The organism is Streptomyces sp. NPDC055287 (assembly GCF_053646035.1).
In genome coordinates, this window is sequence record NZ_JBSHNE010000007.1 from 273772 (window position 1) to 294247 (window position 20476).

Genomic DNA, 20476 nt, shown 5'->3' on the forward strand with positions numbered 1-20476 from the left:
GATACTCCAACGATATATCGGAATAGCTCGACCGACAAGCACAAATGAGGCCAGGCATCCGAAATTGGCCTTGGCCTGCGGCTTTGCCGCGGCCCTACGTTCATGTCCATGCGGATTCGAATCGTCGACGCCTTCACCGACCGGCCCTTCGCCGGCAATCCGGCCGGAGTGCTGCTGCTGGACTCCGACACGTTCCCCGACGACGCCTGGCTCCGGCAGGTGGCCGCCGAGGTGAACCTCTCCGAGACCGCCTTCGCGCACCCGCTCCCTGCGGGCGGCGACGCGGACTGGGCACTGCGCTGGTTCACCCCCGCGGCCGAGGTCGCCATGTGCGGCCACGCGACCCTGGCCACGGCGCATGTCCTGCACTCCACGGGCGCCTCGAAGGGCACCGTGCGCTTCTCCGCGCTCTGCGGGATCCTCACCGCCACCGCGCGGTCCGACGGCGCCTTCACCCTCGACTTCCCGACCGCGCCGCTCTCCGCGGTCCCGGTTCCCGACGGCGTCGGTGTGGCCCTGGGCGCGGAGGTTCTCTCGGCACGCGACACCGGACCGCACATCGGCGATCTGCTGGTGGAGCTGGCCGACGAGCGGACCGTACGCGCGCTCACACCCGACTTCGCCGGCCTCGTGGCCCACTCAAGGCGCGGCATCATCGCCACGGCCGCCGCCGAAGGCCCCTCCGACGGCTACGACTTCGTCTCGCGCTGCTTCTTCCCCCAGGTCGGCATCGACGAGGACCCGGTGACCGGCAGCGCGCACACGGCCCTCGCCCCGTTCTGGTCGGCCCGCCTGGGCCGCGACGACCTGACCGGCCTCCAGGCGTCCGGCCGCTCCGGCCTCGTCGCCACCTCGCTGCGCGGCGACCGCACCCTGCTGACCGGCGGCGCCTTCACCGTCATCGACGGAGAGCTGCTCGCCCCACGGCCCGGCGCCGGCCCGCAGAGCACCTGAAAGCCCGAAGGGGGCGTACGGATCTTCCGTACGCCCCCTTCCTCACTCCTTCATAGTCGGCAGCCACCCCACCTCGCCCGCCAGCAGCGCGTACCCCACGAACGCCCCCACATCGAGCAGCGTGTGCGCCACCACCAGCGGCCCGACCCGCCCCCAACGCCGGTACAGCAGCACGAAGACGGCGCCCATCACCATGTTGCCGATGAAGCCGCCGATCCCCTGGTACAGGTGGTACGAGCCGCGCAGCACCGAACTCGCCGCCAGAGAGGCCTTCGGCGACCACCCCAACTGGTCAAGTCTGCGCAGCAGATACCCGACGACGATGACCTCCTCCAGTACGGAGTTCTGCAGCGCCGAGAGGATCAGCACCGGGAACTTCCACCACACCGGCGGCAGCGATTCCGGCACCACCGTGAGGTTGAACCCCGACTCGATGGCGATCAGGTAGAAGGCGAGCCCGGCGCTGCCGATCCCCGCCGCGACCAGCGTTCCCCGCCCCAGATCCGGCCAGGGCCGCGTCCGGTCGAACCCGATCGCGCGCAGTCCCGCGCCCTCCCGCAACAGCAGGTACGCGACGAGCGCGACCGGCGCGAGCGCCGACGTGATGCCGAACAACTGCCAGGCGAGATCCAGCCACGGCCGCCCGGGCGCGGCGGACGTGTTGAGATGCGCCGCCTGGTCCTTGAGCCCGCCCGGCCTGGTAACGGCTCCGACAAACCTGATCAGGGACGACACCCCGCTCGCGCCCAGCGAGAGCGCCAGGACGATCAGTACTTCGACCCGCAGGATCTGTCGTGTCACCCCCTGCCCCGTAGGGAAATCGGCCACCCGCCCCGCCTCTGCCTGCACACCAGCCTCCAGTTCCGCGATCCCGGCTCATCCCCAACTCCGCCCCGCCAGGGTCTCGAATGCAGGTACGAAGATCGCGCGCGACAGGCCGGGGGGGGACGAGCGCCTTTCCAGTAGCGAGCCCCCTTTCCTTGACCGGGATTTGTTCGAGATCCAAGGAGGGCTCCACTGCCATGGGACGTCACAGCTTGCCCGACGACGAAGCGAACGACGGCACCAGGTCCGGTTCACGCGCTCACCGCCGCACGCTCGCCGTCACCACCCTGCTTGTCCTTGGCCTCGCTGCGGGAACCGCGTTCGCGGTCAGGGGCGACCTGTTGTCCTTCTCCGCTTCGTGCGCGGACTCCGCCGTCCGTCTGAAGGTCGTCGCCTCCCCCGACATCGCCCCCGCCGTGCGCGCGGCGGCCGGTCGCGCCCGCGACAGCGAGGTCGCGGCCGGCCGCCAAGCTCCTCTCGCAGCGCGTCTCGGCCGGCGAACCGCAAGCTCTGCGGACGCTGGCACGGGACGGCTCCGGCACGGACACGGGCGGCCCCCGCCGGACCAGGCCGTACTCCTCTCCGAGCAGGCGGCCTTCGCGTACAACAGCGCGGGCGGCGCACCCGGCTCCGAGGTCTTCCACCCGAAGAACGGCGCCCCCCAGCCCGACTACCCGTACACCCTCGTCGACGAGCCCGGACTGTCCGCCGACGAGCGCCGCGCGGCCATGCGCTTCATGACGCTGCTCGGCGAACCGCAGAGCCGCGAGGTCCTGGCCGCCGCGGGTTCCGTACGCCGGACAAGCCGTTCTCCGAGGATGTCGTACGAGTCGCCGACGGCCGCCCGCCCCAGCCGTACGCGTCGGCCGCGGCGGAGCCGTTGTCGAGCGAGGACGTCCAGAAGACGCTCGGCATGTGGACCATCACGGTGCAGAGCGCCCGGCTGACGACGGTGGTGGACGCGCCTCGGGGTCCATGGCCGCCCCCGTGCCGGGGCGCGGCGGCCAGTCACGCATGGACGTCACGAAGGCGTCGCTGCTCCGGGCCCTCTCCCAGTTCACTCCCGAGGACGAGATCGGCCTGTGGGACTTCGCCACGAACCTCGACGGTCCGCGCGACTACCGCAGGAAGGTGGCGACCACCCGGCTCGGCGACCCCGTGTCCGGAGGCGGCACACAGCGCGACAGTCTTTCGGCGGCGTTCTCCGCGCTCGCCCCCGTCCCGGGCGGTGCGACGGGCCTGTACGACACCACGCTGGCCGCCTACAAGGGCGCCCGGGACAGCTACGCGAGCGGCAAGTTCAACGCTGTCGCCCCCTCACGGACGGCTCGAACCAGGACCGGTACAGCATCTCCCGCGGCACCCTGATCGCCGAGCTGGAGCGGCTCTCCGACCCCGAGCGGCCGGTCCCGGTGATCGCGATCGCCGTGCGCCCGGACGCCGACAGGGAGGAGGCCGAGGCGATCGCCTCCGTCACGGGCGGCGGCGGATACCAGGTCAGCGACCCCGCCGTGATCCACGCCTTCATCCTCCAGGCCATCATGGAGGCGGGCCGGGGCGGCTGACCGGGCGGGCCCGTACCGTCCGCCGCTCGCCTCACGCCCGCCCCGGGAACCCCACCGGCCAGGTGTGCACCGGATCGCCCTGGTGCATCAGCTCGCTGTAGCGGCGCGTCGTGGCGGCCAGCGCGGCTTCGCGCTCCAGGCCGGCCTCCAGGGCCCGGTGGTACGTGTCCACCTGCCAGGAAGCGCCGTTCACGCGCCGCCTGCACCGCTGCTCGATGACGCCGAGGTAGTAGTCCCGGTCGGCGGGCTCGATGCCCCAGGCGTCGAGCCCGGCCGCGGCCAGCGGCAGCAGTTCGTCCCGTACGAGCCTGACGGCCGGCACCCGCGCCGTCCCGCCCGCGCGGCCCGGCTTCGGCCAGAGGATCTCCGCGTCGATCCCGTACCGGCACGCGGTGTCGAAGTTCTCCTCCGCGGCCTCGAAGGGCAGCCGCTTCCACACCGGCCGCGCGTCCTCCGCCAGCGCCCGCACCAGCCCGTAGTAGAAGGCCGCGTTGGCGATCACGTCCGTCACTGTCGGCCCCGCCGGCAGCACCCTGTTCTCCACCCGCAGATGCGGCACGCCGTCGGCCAGCCCGTACACCGGCCGGTTCCAGCGGTAGACCGTCCCGTTGTGCAGCACGAGCTCCTGGAGCCGCGGCACCCCGCCGTCGTCGAGCACGAGGAGCGGGTCCTCGTCGTCGCAGATCGGCAGGAGGGCCGGGAAGTACCGCAGGTTCTCCTCGAAGAGCTCGTACGCCGATTCCACCCACCGCTCGCCGAACCATGTCCTGGGCCGCACGCCCTGCGCCTGGAGTTCCGGCGGCCGGGTGTCGGTCGCCTGCTGGAAGAGGGGCGGGCGGGACTCGCGCCACAGCTCGCGGCCGAAGAGGAACGGCGAGTTGGCACCCAGTGCGATCTGCACCCCCGAGATCGCCTGGGCCGCGTTCCACACATCCGCGAACCGATCCGGCGTGACCTGAAGGTGCAACTGCACGGACGTACAGGCCGCTTCCGGCGCGATGGAGGCGAAAGTGCAGGTCAGACGCTCGACCCCGGTGATGTCGACCGTGAAGTCCTCACCCCGCGCGGTGACGATCTGATCATTGAGCAGCTGGTAGCGGTCGACGTCGGAGAGATTCGCCGAGACCAGGTCGTGGCGCCCGAGCGTCGGCAGAATTCCGATCATCACGATGCCCGCGTCGACCTCTTTCGCTTTCCTGTGGGCATATCCCAGACCGGTGCGCAACTCCTCGGCGAGCTGATCGAAAACGCGGCCTCCCAGCCGGTGAGGCACGATATTTACTTCCAGATTGAACATGCCGAGTTCGGTCTGGAAATCACGGCTGGCGATCCGCTCGAGTACCTCGGCGTTCATCATCATCGGCATACCGTCGGCCCCGGCGAGATTGAGCTCGATCTCCAGTCCCATGAAGTTCTTGGGACGGTCGAACCGCTTCTCCGCCAGCAGTCGCCCCAGTCCCGCCAGGCACTGCTGGAGTTTCCTCCGGTACCTCTGCCGGTCCGACAGGTCGAACCCGCCTGCCACGACCTTCTCCCCCATCGAAGCATCCCTCCTCGAGTGGGCGGCTCACAGCATCGGGCACTTACGTCACGGTCGATGATGCCCAGACGGGCTGATCAGTAACGCCCCGCGGCCACCAATCACCGAGTACCCTCATTGTGGAACCCCAGCGGCACATTCACTCGGCATGCGGCACAAAGCAGATTCCACCCGGCGGGCGCTGGTGAAAAAGACCTACGAGTTTCGGCCGACCGCTGGCGGCGGAACTTTCCAGGCCACAGGCCTGCACCCGAGATGAATGGGTAGATTCTCCGCAGGAAAAGGTCCTGATACCGCCTTGCCCGCAATGCCGGCGACAGCTAGCAGAAACATCATGTGAACACGGCTCGTATAAACTCCGCAGACGAGGCAGAGAGTTGGCGCCCGGCCATCGCCCCACGGCCCCCCTCTGACCCCGGAACGCAGACAGCGCCGTCCGCACCGCCCACGCACACCCACGCATCACCGTGTCTCCCAAGTGAGAGGCGACCCACCATGCCGCTGCTTGTTCCCCCGGCTCCCGCGCCCGCCCTGCGCAGCGTCCTCGCGGCACTCGGTTCCCCCACCGCCGTCCGTGAGGCCCGCCCCCCGGCTCTCCGTACGGCTCAGGGACCCCTCAGCCCCGAGTTCCCGCTTCCCCTCCATGTACTGGACGGGATCATCCCGTCAGGCAGGCCGCCGCGCACCCGGCTGACCGGCTGGCGGTTCCTCATCCGCAGCGGTGACCGTACGGTGGCCGCCGCCGACACCGTGCTCACCCCCGACGGGTGGGCCTTCTCCCACTTCTGCGAGGGCCCCTACATCGCCTCCAGCCAGCTCGCGCTGCGGCAGGCCGAGGCCATGACGACGCGCTACCAACCGCGCCTGCTGTCCGTACCGGAGCTCTACATGTTCACCCTGTGGCTGCACGACGGCCCGGCGGCCGACGCCGAGTCCGACGCCACCGAGACGATGCCGCTTCCGACCGACTTGCTCGTACCTCTGGCACCCGCACCGCCCGGCATCGCCTCGCACCGTCCGCACCGGGCCGCCGACCTGCTTCCGCTGCTCACCCACCGGCTCACGCCGCCGACCGTTCCGCTCCTCAGCCAGCCCGCCTGACGACAGCGGCCTGCTCTCCGGCGCTGTTCGCCGGAGCCGTTCGCCTCCACTGCGCCCCGTGCCCGCCCCGGCCACGGGGCGCAGTGCCGTCCGGGCCCCCTCGTACCCATCCGGCACCCCATCCGGACTAGCCCGTATCGGCCACCCCGAACCACCCGAAGTGGCGCCCCGGTTGGGCTGAACCGTCCGCACGAGTGATGCGTCATTAATCAGTAAGGAGAGCTGCCGCGAAATCCCTGCGGAACGACGCCCGTAGGGCAACACTGGGACCGGACCGACTGATACGGGGGGCGGCCATGAACACCGCATCGAGCCGCAGGACACTCACCACAACGCAGCGAAAGAACCCATCCATGTGCCAGCACCAGCCACCCTGCCCGACCGCCGACTCACCCGACCGGGAGGCCGCGCTTCTTGTGGCGCACCACCCGGAACAGGGCTGGAGCCTGCTGTGCAACGGAGTTCTCGTGTTCGAGGACACCGGTGAGCTGCTGCCGGACGGCCAGATCATCGCTCCACACCGTCCACTTGACGTGGTCAGGGCCGCCTGACCCTGCCAGTACGCCGCTGCACCGCTGCAACGAGGGGCCGGCCCGGAGGAATCCTCCGAACCGGCCCCGACACGTGCGCACGCCTCCGAGAGGCCTACCGCGTCCGTCAGTTGTCGTACTCGTCCAGCGGCGGGCACGAGCAGACAAGGTTGCGGTCACCGAACGCACCGTCGATGCGGCGCACCGGCGGCCAGTACTTGTCCGCGGCCGAGACCCCGGCCGGGAAGACCGCCACCTCACGGCTGTACGCGTGCTCCCACTCGCCGCCCAGCGCGGCCGCCGTGTGCGGCGCGTTGCGCAGAGGGTTGTCGTCCGCCGGCCACTCGCCCGACGCGACCTTCTCGATCTCCGCACGAATGGCGATCATCGTGTCGCAGAACCTGTCGATCTCCGCCAGGTCCTCGCTCTCGGTCGGCTCGATCATCAGCGTGCCCGCCACCGGGAACGACATGGTCGGCGCGTGGAAGCCGTAGTCGATGAGCCGCTTGGCGATGTCGTCCACGCTGACGCCCGTCGACTTCGACAGCGGCCGCAGGTCGACGATGGCCTCGTGCGCCACCAGCCCGTTCGGACCGGTGTAGAGCACGGGGTAGTGCGGCTCCAGGCGCTTGGCGATGTAGTTCGCGGCCAGCACAGCCACCTGAGTCGCCCGCTTGAGCCCCTCGCCGCCCATCAGACGGACGTACGCCCACGAGATCGGCAGAATCCCCGCCGAGCCCCACGGAGCGGCCGAGATGGGCCCCACACCCGTCTCGGGACCGGCGGTCGGCTGGAGCGGGTGGTTCGGCAGGTACGGCGCGAGGTGGGCGCGTACGCCGACCGGGCCGACGCCGGGGCCGCCGCCGCCGTGCGGGATGCAGAAGGTCTTGTGCAGGTTCAGGTGCGAGACGTCGCCGCCGAACTTGCCCGGCTTGGCGAGGCCGACCAGCGCGTTGAGGTTGGCGCCGTCGACGTACACCTGACCGCCGGCCTCGTGCACCGTCGCGCAGATGTCGGCGACGTGCTCCTCGAACACCCCGTGCGTGGACGGGTAGGTGATCATCAGCACCGACAGCTCGTCGCGGTACTGCTCGATCTTGGCGTGCAGGTCCTCGACGTCGACCTCGCCGTCCTCGCGGGTCTTGACGACGACGACCTTCATGCCGGCCATGACCGCGCTCGCGGCGTTCGTGCCGTGCGCGGACGACGGGATCAGGCACACCGTGCGCTGGTCGTCGCCGTTGGCCCGGTGGTACGCCCGGACCGCCAGCAGACCCGCGAGCTCGCCCTGCGAACCGGCGTTGGGCTGGATCGACACCGCGTCGTACCCGGTGACCTCGGCGAGGCGCTCCTCCAGCTCGTGGATGAGCGTGAGGTAACCCTGCGCCTGCTCGACGGGCGCGAAGGGGTGGACCGCCCCGAACTCCGGCCAGGTGACCGGCTCCATCTCGGTGGTCGCGTTCAGCTTCATCGTGCACGAACCGAGCGGGATCATACCGCGGTCGAGCGCGTAGTCGCGGTCGGCGAGCTTGCGCAGGTAGCGCAGCATCGCGGTCTCGGAGCGGTGCTGGTGGAAGACGGGGTGCGTGAGGACCGCGTCGGTCCGCAGCAGACCCTCCGGCAGCGCGTCGGCCGCCTTCGCGTCGAGCGCCTCGATGTCGGCGTCGACACCGAAAGCCGCCCAGACCGCGGAGATCTGTGCGCGCGCCGTCGTCTCGTCGCAGGCGATGGAGACGTGGTCGGCGTCGGCCAGGTACAGGTTGACGCCGACCTCACGGGCCGCGGCGACGACGTCGGCCGCCCTGCCCGGGACGCGGGCGGTCAGCGTGTCGAAGTACGTACCGTGCACGACCTCGACGCCGCCGGCGCGCAGTCCCTCGGCGAGGAGCGTCGCGTACCGGTGGGTGCGGCGCGCGATGCCGCGCAGGCCGTCGGGGCCGTGGTAGACGGCGTACATACCGGCCATGACCGCGAGCAGGACCTGCGCGGTACAGATGTTGCTGGTGGCCTTCTCGCGGCGGATGTGCTGCTCACGCGTCTGGAGCGCCAGCCGGTACGCCTTGTTGCCGTCCGCGTCGACGGAGACGCCGACGAGCCGCCCCGGGAGGCTGCGCGCGAACTTCTCGCGTACGGCCATGAACCCCGCGTGCGGGCCGCCGAAGCCCATGGGGACACCGAAACGCTGGGTGGTGCCCACCGCGATGTCCGCGCCGAGCTCGCCGGGCGAGGTCAGCATCGTCAGCGCCAGCAGGTCGGCGGCGACCGTAACGATCGCCCCGAGCTCGTGCGCCTGCTCGATGACGGGCTTGATGTCGCGTACGGCGCCGGAGGCACCCGGGTACTGGAGCAGGACGCCGAAGACACCACGCTCGGCCACCTCGGCCGGAATGCCGCCGGACAGGTCGGCGACGACGACCTCGACCCCGGTCGGCTCGGCCCGGGTCTGGATCACGGCCACGGTCTGCGGCAGCGTGTCCGCGTCGATGAGGAAGACGCCGTTCTTGACCTTGCCGACGCGGCGCGCGAGCGACATGGCCTCGGCGGCGGCGGTGCCCTCGTCGAGCAGCGAGGCGCCCGAGGTCGGCAGACCGGTCAGGTCCGCGACCATCGTCTGGAAGTTGAGCAGCGCCTCCAGGCGGCCCTGCGAGATCTCCGGCTGGTAGGGCGTGTACGCCGTGTACCAGGCCGGGTTCTCCATGACGTTGCGAAGGATCACCGGCGGCGTGAAGGTGCCGTAGTACCCGAGCCCGATCATCGGGGCGAGCACCTGGTTGCGGTCGGCGAGCGTGCGCAGCTCGGCCAGCACTTCGGCCTCGGTGCGCGCGTCGGGCAGCCCGAGCGCCTCGGCGCTCTTGATGACGTCCGGCACCGCGGCCGCGGTCAGCTCGTCGAGCGAGCCGTACCCGACCTGGGCAAGCATCTTGGCCTGAGCTTCGGCATCGGGCCCGATGTGGCGCTGCTCGAAGGGGATGCCACGCTCAAGCTGTGAGAGCGGAATGCGGTTTGCGGTCATCTGCGGAAGGCCTCCTGGTCTGACGCGACCTGCGAGGGGCACCACGGCACGGGTACCCGGACGGCCTCCCCCTCTGTCATCTCAACCTGAGAGCTTCACCGGAAGACCGTGCGGACGTCGCTGACGTCGAGAGTCGTTCCGGCTTTCACCGTCGGTGAGGACGGGGTCCGCGACAGGTGCTGTGCTGTCCTCCAGCACATTCCCGTCCGACGCCCGCCCTGCTTTCCAGAGTGACCTCGTCCGTGCGGTACGTGGGCCTGAGAGATTCCGGGGAGGATTTGCTCCTTCGGCGCCTCCGGCACGTTCACCGGAGACTCTCCCGCACGGGGTCAGCAGCCATTGGCCAGCCTACCAGCGAGGCCCGTCATGGATCCCTCGAGTGGCCGAGTCCACAGTTGTGCACTTTCGTAGGGTCTACGGAGCAGCTGCGATCAGTTGGAGGGACCGTGCAGACCGACATCGATCCGCGCAGCCTGATCGGCCGCAAGGCGTACGACCGCAACGGCACCAAGATCGGAACGGTGGACGAGGTCTACCTCGACGACGCCACCGGTGTGCCCGAATGGGCCGCGGTACGCACCGGCCTCTTCAGCCGGGACGCCTTCGTGCCCCTGGAGCCCAGCAAGTTCGTCGACGACTCCCTGCGGGTGCCCTACGACCGCGCCCTGATCCGGGACGCCCCCGACTTCGGTGTGGGCCGCCACCTCTCCCCCGAGCAGGAACTACAGCTCTACCACCACTACGGGCTCGACATCTCCTCCCCCGCCCCCGACCGGGACTTCGGGCGGCTGGCCGGCGACGACCCGGCCTGATCCGCGGACGCCCGCACCAGCGGGAGCGGGTCCGACGGCGCCAGATCCGGATCGTCCACCCTGAAGGTCCTCACCCGCCCCGGCGGCGATGTCGGCTCCTCGAACCGCACGGTCACCCTCCCCACACCACTGCCCTGCACCCACCCCGCTCCGTACTCGGCGTGCCGCACGTCCTGCCCGGCCAGCCACCGGCGCTCCACCGGCGGCCCGGGCACCGGCGCCGCCGGCTCCCCTCCGCCGCCCGGTGCCGCGCCCGCCGTCCCGCCGGACTCCTCGCCCGCCTCCGCCTCGGCGTCGGCGCGCTCACCCGCCGCCTGCGCGAAGAGATCTTCCTGAGTGAAGTCGGCAAGCCCGGTGACGCCTACGCCCAGCAGGCGCACACCGCCCGTGGTGTCTACCGCTTCGAGCAGCCGACCCGCGGCCTCCCGTACGACCGCCGGATCGTCGGTCGGCCCCCGCAGCGTCTCCGAGCGTGTCAGCGTCGAGAAGTCGTACCTGCGCACCTTCAGCACCACGGTCCGGCCCGAGCGCCCGGCGGCCCGCAACCGCTGCACGCACCGGTCGGACAGCCGTACCACCTCGTTCCTGACCCGGACCCGGTCGTGGAGATCGACCTCGAAGGTGTCCTCGACCGACACCGATTTCGCGTCCCTCTCGGCCACTACGGGCCGCTCGTCGTGCCCGACGGCCATTCGGTACAGCGAGAGCCCGTGCGCCTTTCCCAGCAGCCGTACGAGCTCGTCCTCGCCCGCTTCCGCCAGGTCCGCGACGGTCGTCATCCCCGCCCGCCGCAGATGCTCCCCGGTGGCCGGCCCGACCCCGGGCAGAATCCGCACCGGCATGGGCCCCAGCAGCTCCCGCTCGGTCCCCGGCTCTATGAGGGCCAGCCCGTCCGGCTTGGCCTGCTCCGAAGCGATCTTCGCCAGCATCTTCGAGCCCGCGAGCCCCACGGATCCCGTGAGTCCCGTGACGGCCCGGATGTCGGCCCGCAGCAGCTCTCCGGCCCTGCGGGCCGAGGCCGAGTCGTCGGCCACCCCGCCCGCCTCCAGGTCGACGAACGCCTCGTCCAGGCTCAGCGGCTCCACCAGCGGGGAAAGCCGCCCGAGAAGCTCCATGACCTGCTCGCTCACCGACCGGTAGAGAGCGAAGCGCGGCATCAGATAGGCGGCGTTGGGGCACAGCCGTCGCGCCTGGGCCACCGGCATCGCGGAGTGCACCCCGAACCGCCTGGCTTCGTACGAAGCGGTGGCGACGACCCCACGGGTCCCGATACCGCCGACCACCACCGGCTTACCGCGCAGACTCGGCTTCGCTGCCTGCTCTGCGGCGGCGAAGAAGGCATCCATGTCCAGATGCAGGATGGTCGGCGCGGATCTCACACCACCGATGCTGCCGTACGGCACTGACAATGGGACGGCGGCGGCGCGGCGGGAAGCCGGGCCGCCCGGTCAGCCGGCCTTGTTACGGCGCCGGGCCAGCTCGTCGGTGGGGTTGTGCCCGACCAGCGTCTCGCCCGTGTCGACGCGCTCACCGTGCAGTTGCGACAGCGCACTCTCCACGTCCCGCCAGACCACGCCCACGGCGATCCCGAAGACGCCCTGGCCGCCCTGGAGCAATTCGACGACCTCGTCCGGCGAGGAGCACTCGTAGACCGTCGCCCCGTCGCTCATGAGCGTCATCCGCTCGAGATCCTGGAAGCCGCGCGCCCGCAGATGCTGGACCGCGGCGCGGATGTTCTGCAGCGCCACCCCAGTGTCCAGGAAACGCTTGACGATCTTGAGGACGACGACATCGCGGAAGCTGTAGAGACGCTGCGTGCCCGACCCGTAGGCAGGCCGCACACTCGGCTCCACCAGCCCCGTACGCGCCCAGTAGTCGAGCTGCCGGTACGTGATGCCTGCCGCCGCGCACGCGGTGGGCCCCCGGTACCCGATGCTCTCCGTGCTGTCGGCCGCCGTCGCCCCGCCCATGGCCGACGTCACGCCCTGCCGCCCCGCCAGAGGGTCGACCGCACTGCCGTGAAGCGGATACGGCCCGCCCGCCACCGTACCGTCGCCGCTGCTTCTCACGCCGACCTCCGTCCTTGACCTGCCCTGTCGACGGTAGGCAGTCACCCGGGGTGCGTCAACGATCGCCACACTCGGCACGCCGAGTGATAATCACCCTGAGAGTGGTTTCCCGTGCCTCACTGCGGGGAAAGGCTACTCGAATGCGCGGACAGCTCTGGCGTGTGGCTCACTGACTGTTGGTCCCGAAGTCCTCGGGAGAGATCTGGTCGAGGAACTCGCGGAACTTCTCCACCTCGTCCTCCTGCTCGTCGGGAATCGCGATACCGGCGTCGTCCAGCACACCGTCACTGCCGTAGATCGGCGTCCCGGTACGCAGCGCCAGCGCTATGGCGTCCGACGGCCGGGCGCTCACTTCGACTCCGCTGGCAAAGACCAGCTCGGCGTAGAAGACCCCTTCCCGCAGGTCGGTAATGCGGACTTCGGTGAGCTCCTGGCCGACCGCTTCCAGTACATCCTTGAAGAGGTCGTGGGTCAGCGGCCTGGCAGGGGCCATCCCCTGCTGGGCGAAGGCGATCGCGGTCGCCTCCCCCGGCCCGATCCAGATGGGGAGGTACCGATCGCCTCCCACTTCACGCAGGAGCACGATCGGTTGGTTCGAGGGCATTTCTACCCGGACACCTACGACGTCGAGCTCGTTCACACAGCAACCCTAGGACGTGCTTGGCAGGTTTGGGTAGTCGGGATCCCCCAAGCTCAGTGCAGCCGCACGCCGAGGGCTGCCTGAATGAGGGCCGAATGGAGTCTGACGGACAGCTCCGCGAGTTCCTTGGCCGTAGCCTCCGCATGGGCTCTGGTCTGCGGATTCCGGTGCCGACGCAGTGGCGCGACGACCTGTTCGACCAGATCGGCCTCGCGGTCCGCCGCCGCTTTCACCGCTCGCAAATGCCGCGGTTCCAGACCGAACCGGCCGAATTCGGCGACAAGCTTGGCCACCGTCACGACTTCGGCGTCGTAGCCACCGCCCGGCAGGGGCGAGATCAGGCCGTACGACTCCCATACGTCGAGCTGTTCCTCGCCCACCTCGGCGGCCGCCAGCAGCTCGTCCCGTCCGATCCGGGCGGCAGTCGGGCGTTCCGTCCCTCGGTCGGGCTCCCCGTCGTGCGGTTCCCCCGGCGCACCCGCAGCCGGAAGCCGCACCTGCTCACCGCGCTCCAGCGCGTCGAGGTGCTCGCGAATGACCTTGAGCGGGAGGTAGTGGTCGCGCTGCATGCGCAGCACCTGGGCCAGCCGCTCGACATGGTCGGGGTTGAATTTGCGGTAGCCGGAGGCTGTCCGCTGCGGTTCGACGAGTCCCTCGGTCTCCAAAAAACGGATCTTGGAGATGGTGACCTCGGGAAACTCGTCACGCAGCAGATTCAGCACGGTGCCGATACTCATCAGCCGGTCGCCCGCGGTGGCGGTGCCGTTTCCGGCACCGCCCGTCGGTGTTCGCTGCATGGACCTTCCCGTACGGGTCAGATGGCCCGCTGGCTCGCGTAGAAGACCAGCCGGTACTTACCGATCTGCACCTCGTCGCCGTTCGACAGCGGGACCGAGTCGATCCGCTCACGGTTGACGTAGGTGCCATTGAGACTGCCGACATCGAAGACGGTGAATCCGCCGTCCGCGCCCCGGCGAAACTCGACATGCCGACGCGAGACCGTCACGTCGTCGAGGAAGATGTCGCTCTGCGGGTGCCTGCCGGCCGTGGTCAGCTCCCCGTCCAGGAGGAAGCGGCTGCCCGAATTGGGACCGCGACGCACCACGAGCAGCGCCGCACCCAGCGGAAGGGCGTCGACGGCCGCCTGGGCCTCCGGCGAGAGCGAGGGAGCGGCGGTCTGTCCCGTCGCCTCGGCCTCGTACGCCTCGAGCCCCGAGATGGAGATCGTCGACGTCGTCTCCGAGGGGCGCTCGGCGGCCGCTCCGGCCCGCAGCGGCGCTCCGCAGTTGGAGCAGAATCGACTGGCCTCGGCATTGCGGTGCCCGCACCTCGTACAAACCGGCAAGGCCGACATGGACGGATCCTCCTGCCGCGGCTGCCCCTGCGGGGCATCGGATGCGTACGGAGCGGCGGCAAACCCTCCACCCGTACTTGAGGCTGATTCTCCGAAACCTATGCGGCCTGGACCGGCGGGGTCAACAGACGACGCGCCCGGTCCACCCGAAATGTCCCCGCCCGGACCAGCGACCTCGTCCCGGAAGAGCGGGCGCTCGCCACCCTGCTCATCAACTTCTCCACCACGCGGCGCGCGGTGACGGGCAGTGCTGTTCGCACCGTCCTCGCGTGCACTCTTGCCGAACAACTTCGCAAACAACTTCACGGGCGATTCCCCTTGACTGAAACAGACCCGCCCGTGGGGCAGGACGAACCCTGAATGAACACACCTGCCGAACCGGACATCTTCACAACGTCCGTAGCCACCAAACAGTTTCCACCACGCACCACAGCTTCGGTGCGCCGACCCCCCGCAACCTCATGCCCTTGTCCCGCCGCCCCCATGCGCCCCGGCCTCACTGCGGTGACGACTGAGCGTAGTCAGGCTGCTTCGCCGGTCGCAAGGCGTCCACAACGATCTTCTGGGAGCGGGTGACCGTGGCGACGGCTCGCTCCTCCTCCAGCGTCTGGACGACTCCGCCAGGGATGTTGAGCGCGGGCTCGAGGTCCTGCGGCTTGCCGATCACCTCGAAGCGGTACGGCGCCGAGATCTTCTTCCCGTCCACCTGGACACCGCCTCCGCTGTTCAGGAAGTACGTGTCCGCAACGACCCTCACGCCGTTGATCTGGATCGCTTCCGCGCCCGCAGCCCGCAGTTCCTGGATCGCGTCCAGCAGCATGTCGGCTTCGACCGTGGAGTGCGGGTCCGTGATCGTCAACGTGATGCCGGGCCCCTGCGCCGCCACCGTCCCGGCCAGCACGCCGAGCTGACGCTCCTTCTCCAGCGTCTGCTTCCGCGCCTCTTCCGCCTGGTCCGAACTGTTCTCCAGCTCGGTCTTCTGGTCGTCGAGCTTCTGCTTCTCGTCCTCGAGCCGCTGCGTACGGTCGTCCAGCTCGTCGAGAATGCGCACCAGGTCCTCCTGGCGGGCTCCCCGCAGTGCGCTGTCGTCGCTGTTGGACCTGACCTGAATGGCGAGTCCGAGCCCGAGTACGAACAGCAGCAGCGCCACGATCAGCTGCGCGCGCGTGACCCGCGGCGGCCAGAGTCCCGCAAGCAGTCGCTGACGCCCCGTCGCAGGCCGCTGAGCCGGCCACTCCTGAGCCGCCGGAGCCTGCTCTTCCGATCCGCCGCTCTCGGCGCTGTCTCGCTGAGGGTTGTCCTCTGTACTCATGTGCCTCACGCCCGGAACACGTGACGGCGAATCGCCGCCGCGTTGGAGAAGATCCGGATGCCGAACACCACGACCACACCCGTGGACAGTTGCGCGCCGACGCCCAACTTGTCGCCCAGGAACACGATCAGGGCCGCCACCACGACATTGGAGAGGAAGGAGACGACGAAGACCTTGTCGACGAAGATGCCGTCGAGCATGGCCCGCAGGCCACCGAAGACCGCGTCGAGCGCCGCGACGACGGCAATCGGCAGATACGGCTCGACCACCGCCGGAACCTCGGGCCGGACCAACAGTCCGACCACGACTCCCACGACGAGGCCCAGTACGGCGATCACGATGTGCCCTTCCCTGTGTCGGCCGCGGCCTGCCCGGCGCCCGCGACCAGCGGCTCTGCTGTACGTACGATCAGGCTCGGTGCGGCGGGGAGCCGGACCTGCTCCTGAGCGGAAATGCTCGTCCTGATGCCGTAGCTCTCCTGCAGGACATGGAGGTACTGGCCGTCGGCGCTGTCCTGGAATGCGGCACTCAGCCGCTGCCCGTCCCCCACCGCCAGCACCGTATACGGAGGCACCAGCGGCCTGTTGTCGACCAGTATCGCGTCGCCGGCCGCCCGGATCGCCGAGAGGGATGTCAGCCGCTGACCGTTGATGGCCACCGCCTCCGCGCCCGAGGACCACAGGCCGTTCACGACCCGTTGCATGTCCCGGTCCCGCAGCCGGCCGGTGTCGGAGAAGCTGGTGCTCTCCCGCGGCCCGCCGCCGCCCTCCTCGGTGTCCTTGGCATCGTCGACGACGAGCTTCACACCGCGCCCCTGCACCGGCGTCGCACCGGACAGCAGCGCCACCAGCCCACCCTGATCACCGCCGTGCTGCTGGAGCGCCTTGCGCTGACGCTCTCCCACCTCGGCCCGGAGCCCCTCGACCTTCAGCTCCAGCTTGTCCGCCGCCGAGGTCTCGGCCTCCACCCGGTCGATGAGTTCTTCGCGCTCCTTGGCGATCACCGGCGCCTCTATCCGCGCCTGCGCCGCACCCACCGTGACGATCAGGGCGGCCAGCACCAGGCCGGCCGCAAGCCCGAGCTTCGCGCGCAGCGTGCGCGGCATGCCCGCGCTGCCGTCGGCCTTCCTGCGCGCGGTCGCCTCCGCGTATCCGTCGTCGAGGCTGTGGTCCATCACATTGGTCAGCAGCGACATGGACGCGTCGGGGCGCCGAGGTGGCGGAGACGTACTCCGATCAGGGGACTGCTGCGACATGCCGCACATCGTCGCACGTCGCAGCAGTTACCGCCGAATGGCCCCACCGGTGTGCCGGACGGCGTTCTCCCACTCCGTCCGGCACACGGGTCACACCTCAGTGACCTGCGCTGTCCACGACCGCCGACCATTCGTCGAGCAGCGCCTGGGCCGAATCGACATCGGGCCCTTCGGCCCACAAATGGGTGACGGCCTCTGCGGGGTCAGGCAGCACCATCACCCATCGACCGTCCGCCTCGACCACACGCACGCCGTCGGTCGTGTCCACGAACCGGTCTCCGGCGGCTTCGACCACGCGGCGCATGACGAGACCCTTCACCGCCCACGGCGTGGCCAGATCACGTCGCAGCACATGGGCTCGCGGTATCCGCGCGTCGATCTGGCTCAGCGTGAGCTGGGTCCTGGCCACCAGTCCGATCAGCCGGACGAAGGCGGCAGCGCCGTCGAAGACGCTGCTGAACTCGGGAATGATGAAGCCACCGCGCCCGTCGCCACCGAAGATGGTGGACTCCTCACGGCCGACCCGCGTCAGGTCGTCCGGCGAGGTGGTCGTCCACTCCACCTGCGTTCCGTGGTACGCCGCGACCTGCTCGGCGATCCTCGTGGTGGTGACCGGCAGGGCGACCCGCCCACTGCGCCGTTCCGCCGCGACCAGGTCGAGCATCACCAGCAGAGCCCGGTCGTCCTCGATGATCCGTCCACGCTCGTCCACAAGCGACAACCGCTCACCGACGGGATCGAACCGCACCCCGAAGGCGGCCCGCGCGGAAGCGACGATCTCACCGAGCCGTACCAGACCGGAACGACGCGAGTCGCTCGTCTCGGTCGGCCTGGACTCGTCGAGTCCAGGGTTGATCGTCAGCGCGTCGACCCCGAGCCGTCCGAGAAGGCTCGGCAGCACAAGACCGGCGCTTCCGTTGGACGCGTCGACAACGACCTTGAGCCCCGAGTCGGCGATACCCGTGACGTCCAGGTTCCGCAGCAGCGACCCGGTGTACGAGTCGAAGACACTGGCCGGGAAGTGCAGGTCCCCGATCTCGCCGGGGAAGGCCCGGCGGTACTCCTGACGCGCGAACACCCGGTCCAGCTTCCGCTGCCCGGCCTGTGACAGATCCGCGCCCCGCTCGTCGAAGAACATGATGTCGACGGAGTCCGGCACACCCGGAGTCGTACGGATCATGATGCCGCCGGCGCTCCCCCGCGCCGTCTGCTGCCGTGCAACGGGCAGCGGCACGTTCTCCAGGTCGCGTACGTCGATGGCGCTCGTCTGCAGCGCCGAGATCACCGCCCGCTTGAGCGCCCGCGCACCACGCGAGTGGTCACGCGCGGTGGTGACCGTGGCGCCCTTCTTGAGTGTGGTGGCATAGGCACCCGCGAGACGCACGGCCAGCTCGGGCGTGATCTCCACGTTCAGAATCCCGGAGACACCACGGGCGCCGAAAAGATGCGCCTGCCCCCGCGACTCCCAGATCACCGAGGTGTTGACGAAGGCACCGGCCTCGATGGTCTTGAACGGGTAGACCCGCACATTGCCCTGAACAATCGATTCCTCACCGACGAGGCACTCGTCACCGATGACGGCGCCGTCCTCGATCCGCGCGGCCCGCATGATGTCGGTGTTCTTACCGATCACACAGCCGCGCAGGTTGCTGTGCTGACCGATGTAGACGTTGTCGTGCACGACGGCCCGGTGGAGGAACGCCCCGCTCTTGACGACGACATTCGACCCCACGACGGTGTGCTCACGCAGCTCCACGCCGGCTTCGACCTTGGCGTAGTCACCGATGTAGAGCGGCCCGCGGAGCACCGCGTCCGGGTGCACCTCGGCACCTTCGGCCACCCACACACCGGGGGAGATCTCGAAGCCGTCGAGATCCACGTCGACCTTGCCCTCGAGCACGTCGGCCTGGGCCTTGACGTAGCTCTCGTGCGTACCGACGTCCTCCCAGTAGCCCTCGGCGATGTAGCCGTAGATCGGCTTGCCTTCCTTCATCAGCTGAGGGAAGACATCACCGGACCAGTCGACAGAGACATCCGCTTCCACATAGTCGAACACCTCGGGCTCCATGACATAGATGCCCGTATTCACGGTGTCCGAGAAGACCTGCCCCCAGGTGGGCTTCTCCAGGAACCGTTCGACCTTTCCTGCCTCGTCCACAATCGTGATGCCGAACTCCAGAGGGTTCGGCACCCGGGTCAGACACACCGTGACCAGTGCGCCCTTCTCCTTGTGGAATCTGATCAGATCAGTGAGGTCGAAGTCGGTGAGGGCATCGCCGGAAATGACAAGGAAGGCGTCGTCCTTCAATGCTTCTTCGGCATTCTTTACGCTGCCCGCAGTGCCGAGTGGCTTCTCCTCATTGGCATAGGTGAGCTCCATTCCGAGCTCCTCGCCGTCACCGAAGTAGTTCTTGACGAGCGAGGCCAGAAACTGCACGGTTACGACGGTTTCACTGAGCCCATGCCGCTTGAGCAACCTCAGCACGTGCTCCATGATCGGCCGATTGGCGACCGGCAGGAGCGGCTTGGGCATGCTCGAGGTCATGGGGCGAAGGCGGGTGCCCTCGCCACCAGCCATCACGACGGCCTTCATGTCGGAAAAGTCCTCCTCGAAGAGACGACGGTCTAGCCGACTTCGCCGGTCCGAGGCTGCCCGAGAGGCGTCGTACGCAGACAACCAGGCGCCGGGACACTGCCGCAATCGGCAGGCTCAGTCGGCCGCGGCCTCCGCCTTCACCAGCCGGCGGACCTGGACCACGTAAAGGATTCCTGCCCACCAATAGAGAGTTGTACCCCATCCAGCGAACGCCCATCCGAAAATCGCAGCCAGTGACGCCAGCCACCCGCTTCCGTCACTGAGAAGCAGCAACGGGAAGGCGTACATCAGGTTGAAGGTGGCGGCCTTCCCCAGGAAGTTCACCTGCGGGGGCGGATAGCCGTGCTTGCGGAGGATGCCCACCATCACCAGGAGCATCAGCTCACGCGCCAATAGGGCTGCGGTGAGCCACAACGGCAGAATCTCGCGCCAAGTGAGACCGAGCAGCGTGGAAAGGATGTACAGCCGGTCAGCGGCAGGGTCGAGCAGCCGTCCGAGCTTGCTGATCTGGTTCCAGCGACGGGCCAGCTTTCCGTCGAGATAGTCGCTGATGCCACTGAGCATCAACACCAACAAGGCCCAGCCGTCACTCTTGGGCCCACCGAACACGGGCAGGAGAATCAGCCACAGAAACAAAGGCACGCCGGCGAGACGAGCCATGCTGAGGATGTTCGGGATGGTGAGCACCCGGTCCGTCTGAACGCGAGTCTCCTGGACCTCCACCCGGGGGCCTCCTGTGGGAACGTGCCAATGATGCTCCCTGACCCTACCCTCAGCCACAACCAGCGGGCACACAGGGGTACAGAACGGACCCCGAACGCAGAAAAGCCCCGCACCATAAGGTGCGGGGCTTTCCCACAATGATTGTTCGGCGGCGTCCTACTCTCCCACAGGGTCCCCCCTGCAGTAC

The 20476-nt window shown here is 69.1% G+C and carries 17 protein-coding genes, 1 pseudogene and 1 riboswitch; of the genes and pseudogenes, 5 read left to right on the plus strand and 13 right to left on the minus strand.

Annotation, left to right across the window (positions count from 1 at the left end; all coding sequences use genetic code 11):
* The first annotated feature begins 108 nt into the window (after positions 1 to 108).
* Positions 109 to 954: a PhzF family phenazine biosynthesis protein gene (locus ACWIHY_RS14765; RefSeq protein ID WP_454376028.1), complete on the plus strand. Its 846-nt coding sequence runs from the start codon at positions 109 to 111 to the stop codon at positions 952 to 954.
* 42 nt (positions 955 to 996) lie between these two features.
* On the opposite strand, the gene ACWIHY_RS14770 is transcribed toward ACWIHY_RS14765, so the two are convergent.
* The gene (locus ACWIHY_RS14770) at positions 997 to 1803 is read right to left on the minus strand and encodes a CPBP family intramembrane glutamic endopeptidase (RefSeq protein ID WP_454376029.1); all 807 of its coding nucleotides are present in this window, start codon (positions 1801 to 1803) and stop codon (positions 997 to 999) included.
* A gap of 173 nt (positions 1804 to 1976) precedes the next feature.
* Here ACWIHY_RS14770 and ACWIHY_RS14775 point away from each other — a divergent pair.
* A pseudogene (locus ACWIHY_RS14775) lies at positions 1977 to 3344 on the plus strand (hypothetical protein).
* A 31-nt stretch (positions 3345 to 3375) separates the two neighbouring features.
* Here ACWIHY_RS14775 and ACWIHY_RS14780 read toward each other — a convergent pair.
* On the minus strand, positions 3376 to 4884 hold the full coding sequence (locus tag ACWIHY_RS14780) for a glutamate-cysteine ligase family protein (RefSeq protein WP_454376030.1): 1509 nt from the start codon (positions 4882 to 4884) through the stop codon (positions 3376 to 3378).
* Between the two features lie 495 nt (positions 4885 to 5379).
* On the opposite strand from ACWIHY_RS14780, the gene ACWIHY_RS14785 reads away from it, so the two are divergent.
* Together ACWIHY_RS14785 and ACWIHY_RS14790 are read left to right on the plus strand one after the other, a co-directional pair.
* Positions 5380 to 5985, plus strand: a complete 606-nt coding sequence (locus ACWIHY_RS14785; RefSeq protein WP_454376031.1) for a hypothetical protein — start codon at positions 5380 to 5382, stop codon at positions 5983 to 5985.
* A 353-nt stretch (positions 5986 to 6338) separates the two neighbouring features.
* Entirely contained in the window at positions 6339 to 6536 is a 198-nt protein-coding gene (locus ACWIHY_RS14790) for a DUF5999 family protein (protein WP_454376032.1), read from the plus strand.
* A gap of 106 nt (positions 6537 to 6642) precedes the next feature.
* Here ACWIHY_RS14790 and gcvP read toward each other — a convergent pair whose 3' ends face one another.
* Complete coding sequence (gcvP, locus tag ACWIHY_RS14795; RefSeq protein WP_454376033.1) at positions 6643 to 9528, minus strand: aminomethyl-transferring glycine dehydrogenase; 2886 nt, start codon at positions 9526 to 9528, stop codon at positions 6643 to 6645.
* Between the two features lie 235 nt (positions 9529 to 9763).
* A riboswitch (glycine riboswitch) is annotated at positions 9764 to 9860 on the minus strand.
* A 114-nt stretch (positions 9861 to 9974) separates the two neighbouring features.
* Here gcvP and ACWIHY_RS14800 point away from each other — a divergent pair.
* The gene (locus ACWIHY_RS14800; protein ID WP_454376034.1) at positions 9975 to 10340 is read left to right on the plus strand and encodes a PRC-barrel domain-containing protein; all 366 of its coding nucleotides are present in this window, start codon (positions 9975 to 9977) and stop codon (positions 10338 to 10340) included.
* Here ACWIHY_RS14800 and ACWIHY_RS14805 read toward each other — a convergent pair.
* The 10 genes from ACWIHY_RS14805 to ACWIHY_RS14850 all read right to left on the minus strand — a co-directional run bounded on the left by ACWIHY_RS14805 (position 10268) and on the right by ACWIHY_RS14850 (position 20289).
* A complete protein-coding gene (locus ACWIHY_RS14805) occupies positions 10268 to 11719 on the minus strand; it encodes a DNA polymerase IV (RefSeq protein WP_454376035.1) in 1452 nt (483 codons plus the stop codon). The genes ACWIHY_RS14800 and ACWIHY_RS14805 overlap by 73 nt on opposite strands.
* Before the next feature lie 69 nt (positions 11720 to 11788).
* A complete protein-coding gene (locus ACWIHY_RS14810; protein ID WP_454376036.1) occupies positions 11789 to 12409 on the minus strand; it encodes a MerR family transcriptional regulator in 621 nt (206 codons plus the stop codon).
* Between the two features lie 166 nt (positions 12410 to 12575).
* Positions 12576 to 13049: a bifunctional nuclease family protein gene (locus ACWIHY_RS14815; protein WP_006123076.1), complete on the minus strand. Its 474-nt coding sequence runs from the start codon at positions 13047 to 13049 to the stop codon at positions 12576 to 12578.
* A 53-nt stretch (positions 13050 to 13102) separates the two neighbouring features.
* Positions 13103 to 13846, minus strand: coding sequence for a transcriptional regulator FtsR (ftsR, locus tag ACWIHY_RS14820; protein WP_454376037.1), 744 nt, complete (start codon positions 13844 to 13846; stop codon positions 13103 to 13105).
* A gap of 17 nt (positions 13847 to 13863) precedes the next feature.
* Positions 13864 to 14817 carry an FHA domain-containing protein gene (locus tag ACWIHY_RS14825; protein WP_454376054.1) on the minus strand — a complete coding sequence of 318 codons (954 nt, stop codon included), beginning with the start codon at positions 14815 to 14817 and terminating at the stop codon, positions 13864 to 13866.
* 82 nt (positions 14818 to 14899) lie between these two features.
* Positions 14900 to 15715 (minus strand): DUF881 domain-containing protein, encoded by an 816-nt coding sequence (locus ACWIHY_RS14830; RefSeq protein WP_454376038.1) that lies wholly within the window; start codon positions 15713 to 15715, stop codon positions 14900 to 14902.
* Positions 15716 to 15720: 5 nt separating this feature from the next.
* On the minus strand, positions 15721 to 16053 hold the full coding sequence (locus ACWIHY_RS14835) for a small basic family protein (protein WP_023543062.1): 333 nt from the start codon (positions 16051 to 16053) through the stop codon (positions 15721 to 15723).
* Entirely contained in the window at positions 16050 to 16970 is a 921-nt protein-coding gene (locus ACWIHY_RS14840; RefSeq protein ID WP_454376040.1) for a DUF881 domain-containing protein, read from the minus strand. Before ACWIHY_RS14840 ends, ACWIHY_RS14835 begins: the two co-directional genes overlap by 4 nt.
* A 97-nt stretch (positions 16971 to 17067) precedes the next feature.
* A complete protein-coding gene (locus ACWIHY_RS14845; RefSeq protein ID WP_454376041.1) occupies positions 17068 to 19563 on the minus strand; it encodes a sugar phosphate nucleotidyltransferase in 2496 nt (831 codons plus the stop codon).
* A 117-nt stretch (positions 19564 to 19680) separates the two neighbouring features.
* Positions 19681 to 20289 carry a CDP-alcohol phosphatidyltransferase family protein gene (locus ACWIHY_RS14850; RefSeq protein ID WP_454376042.1) on the minus strand — a complete coding sequence of 203 codons (609 nt, stop codon included), beginning with the start codon at positions 20287 to 20289 and terminating at the stop codon, positions 19681 to 19683.
* Positions 20290 to 20476 lie beyond the last annotated feature (187 nt).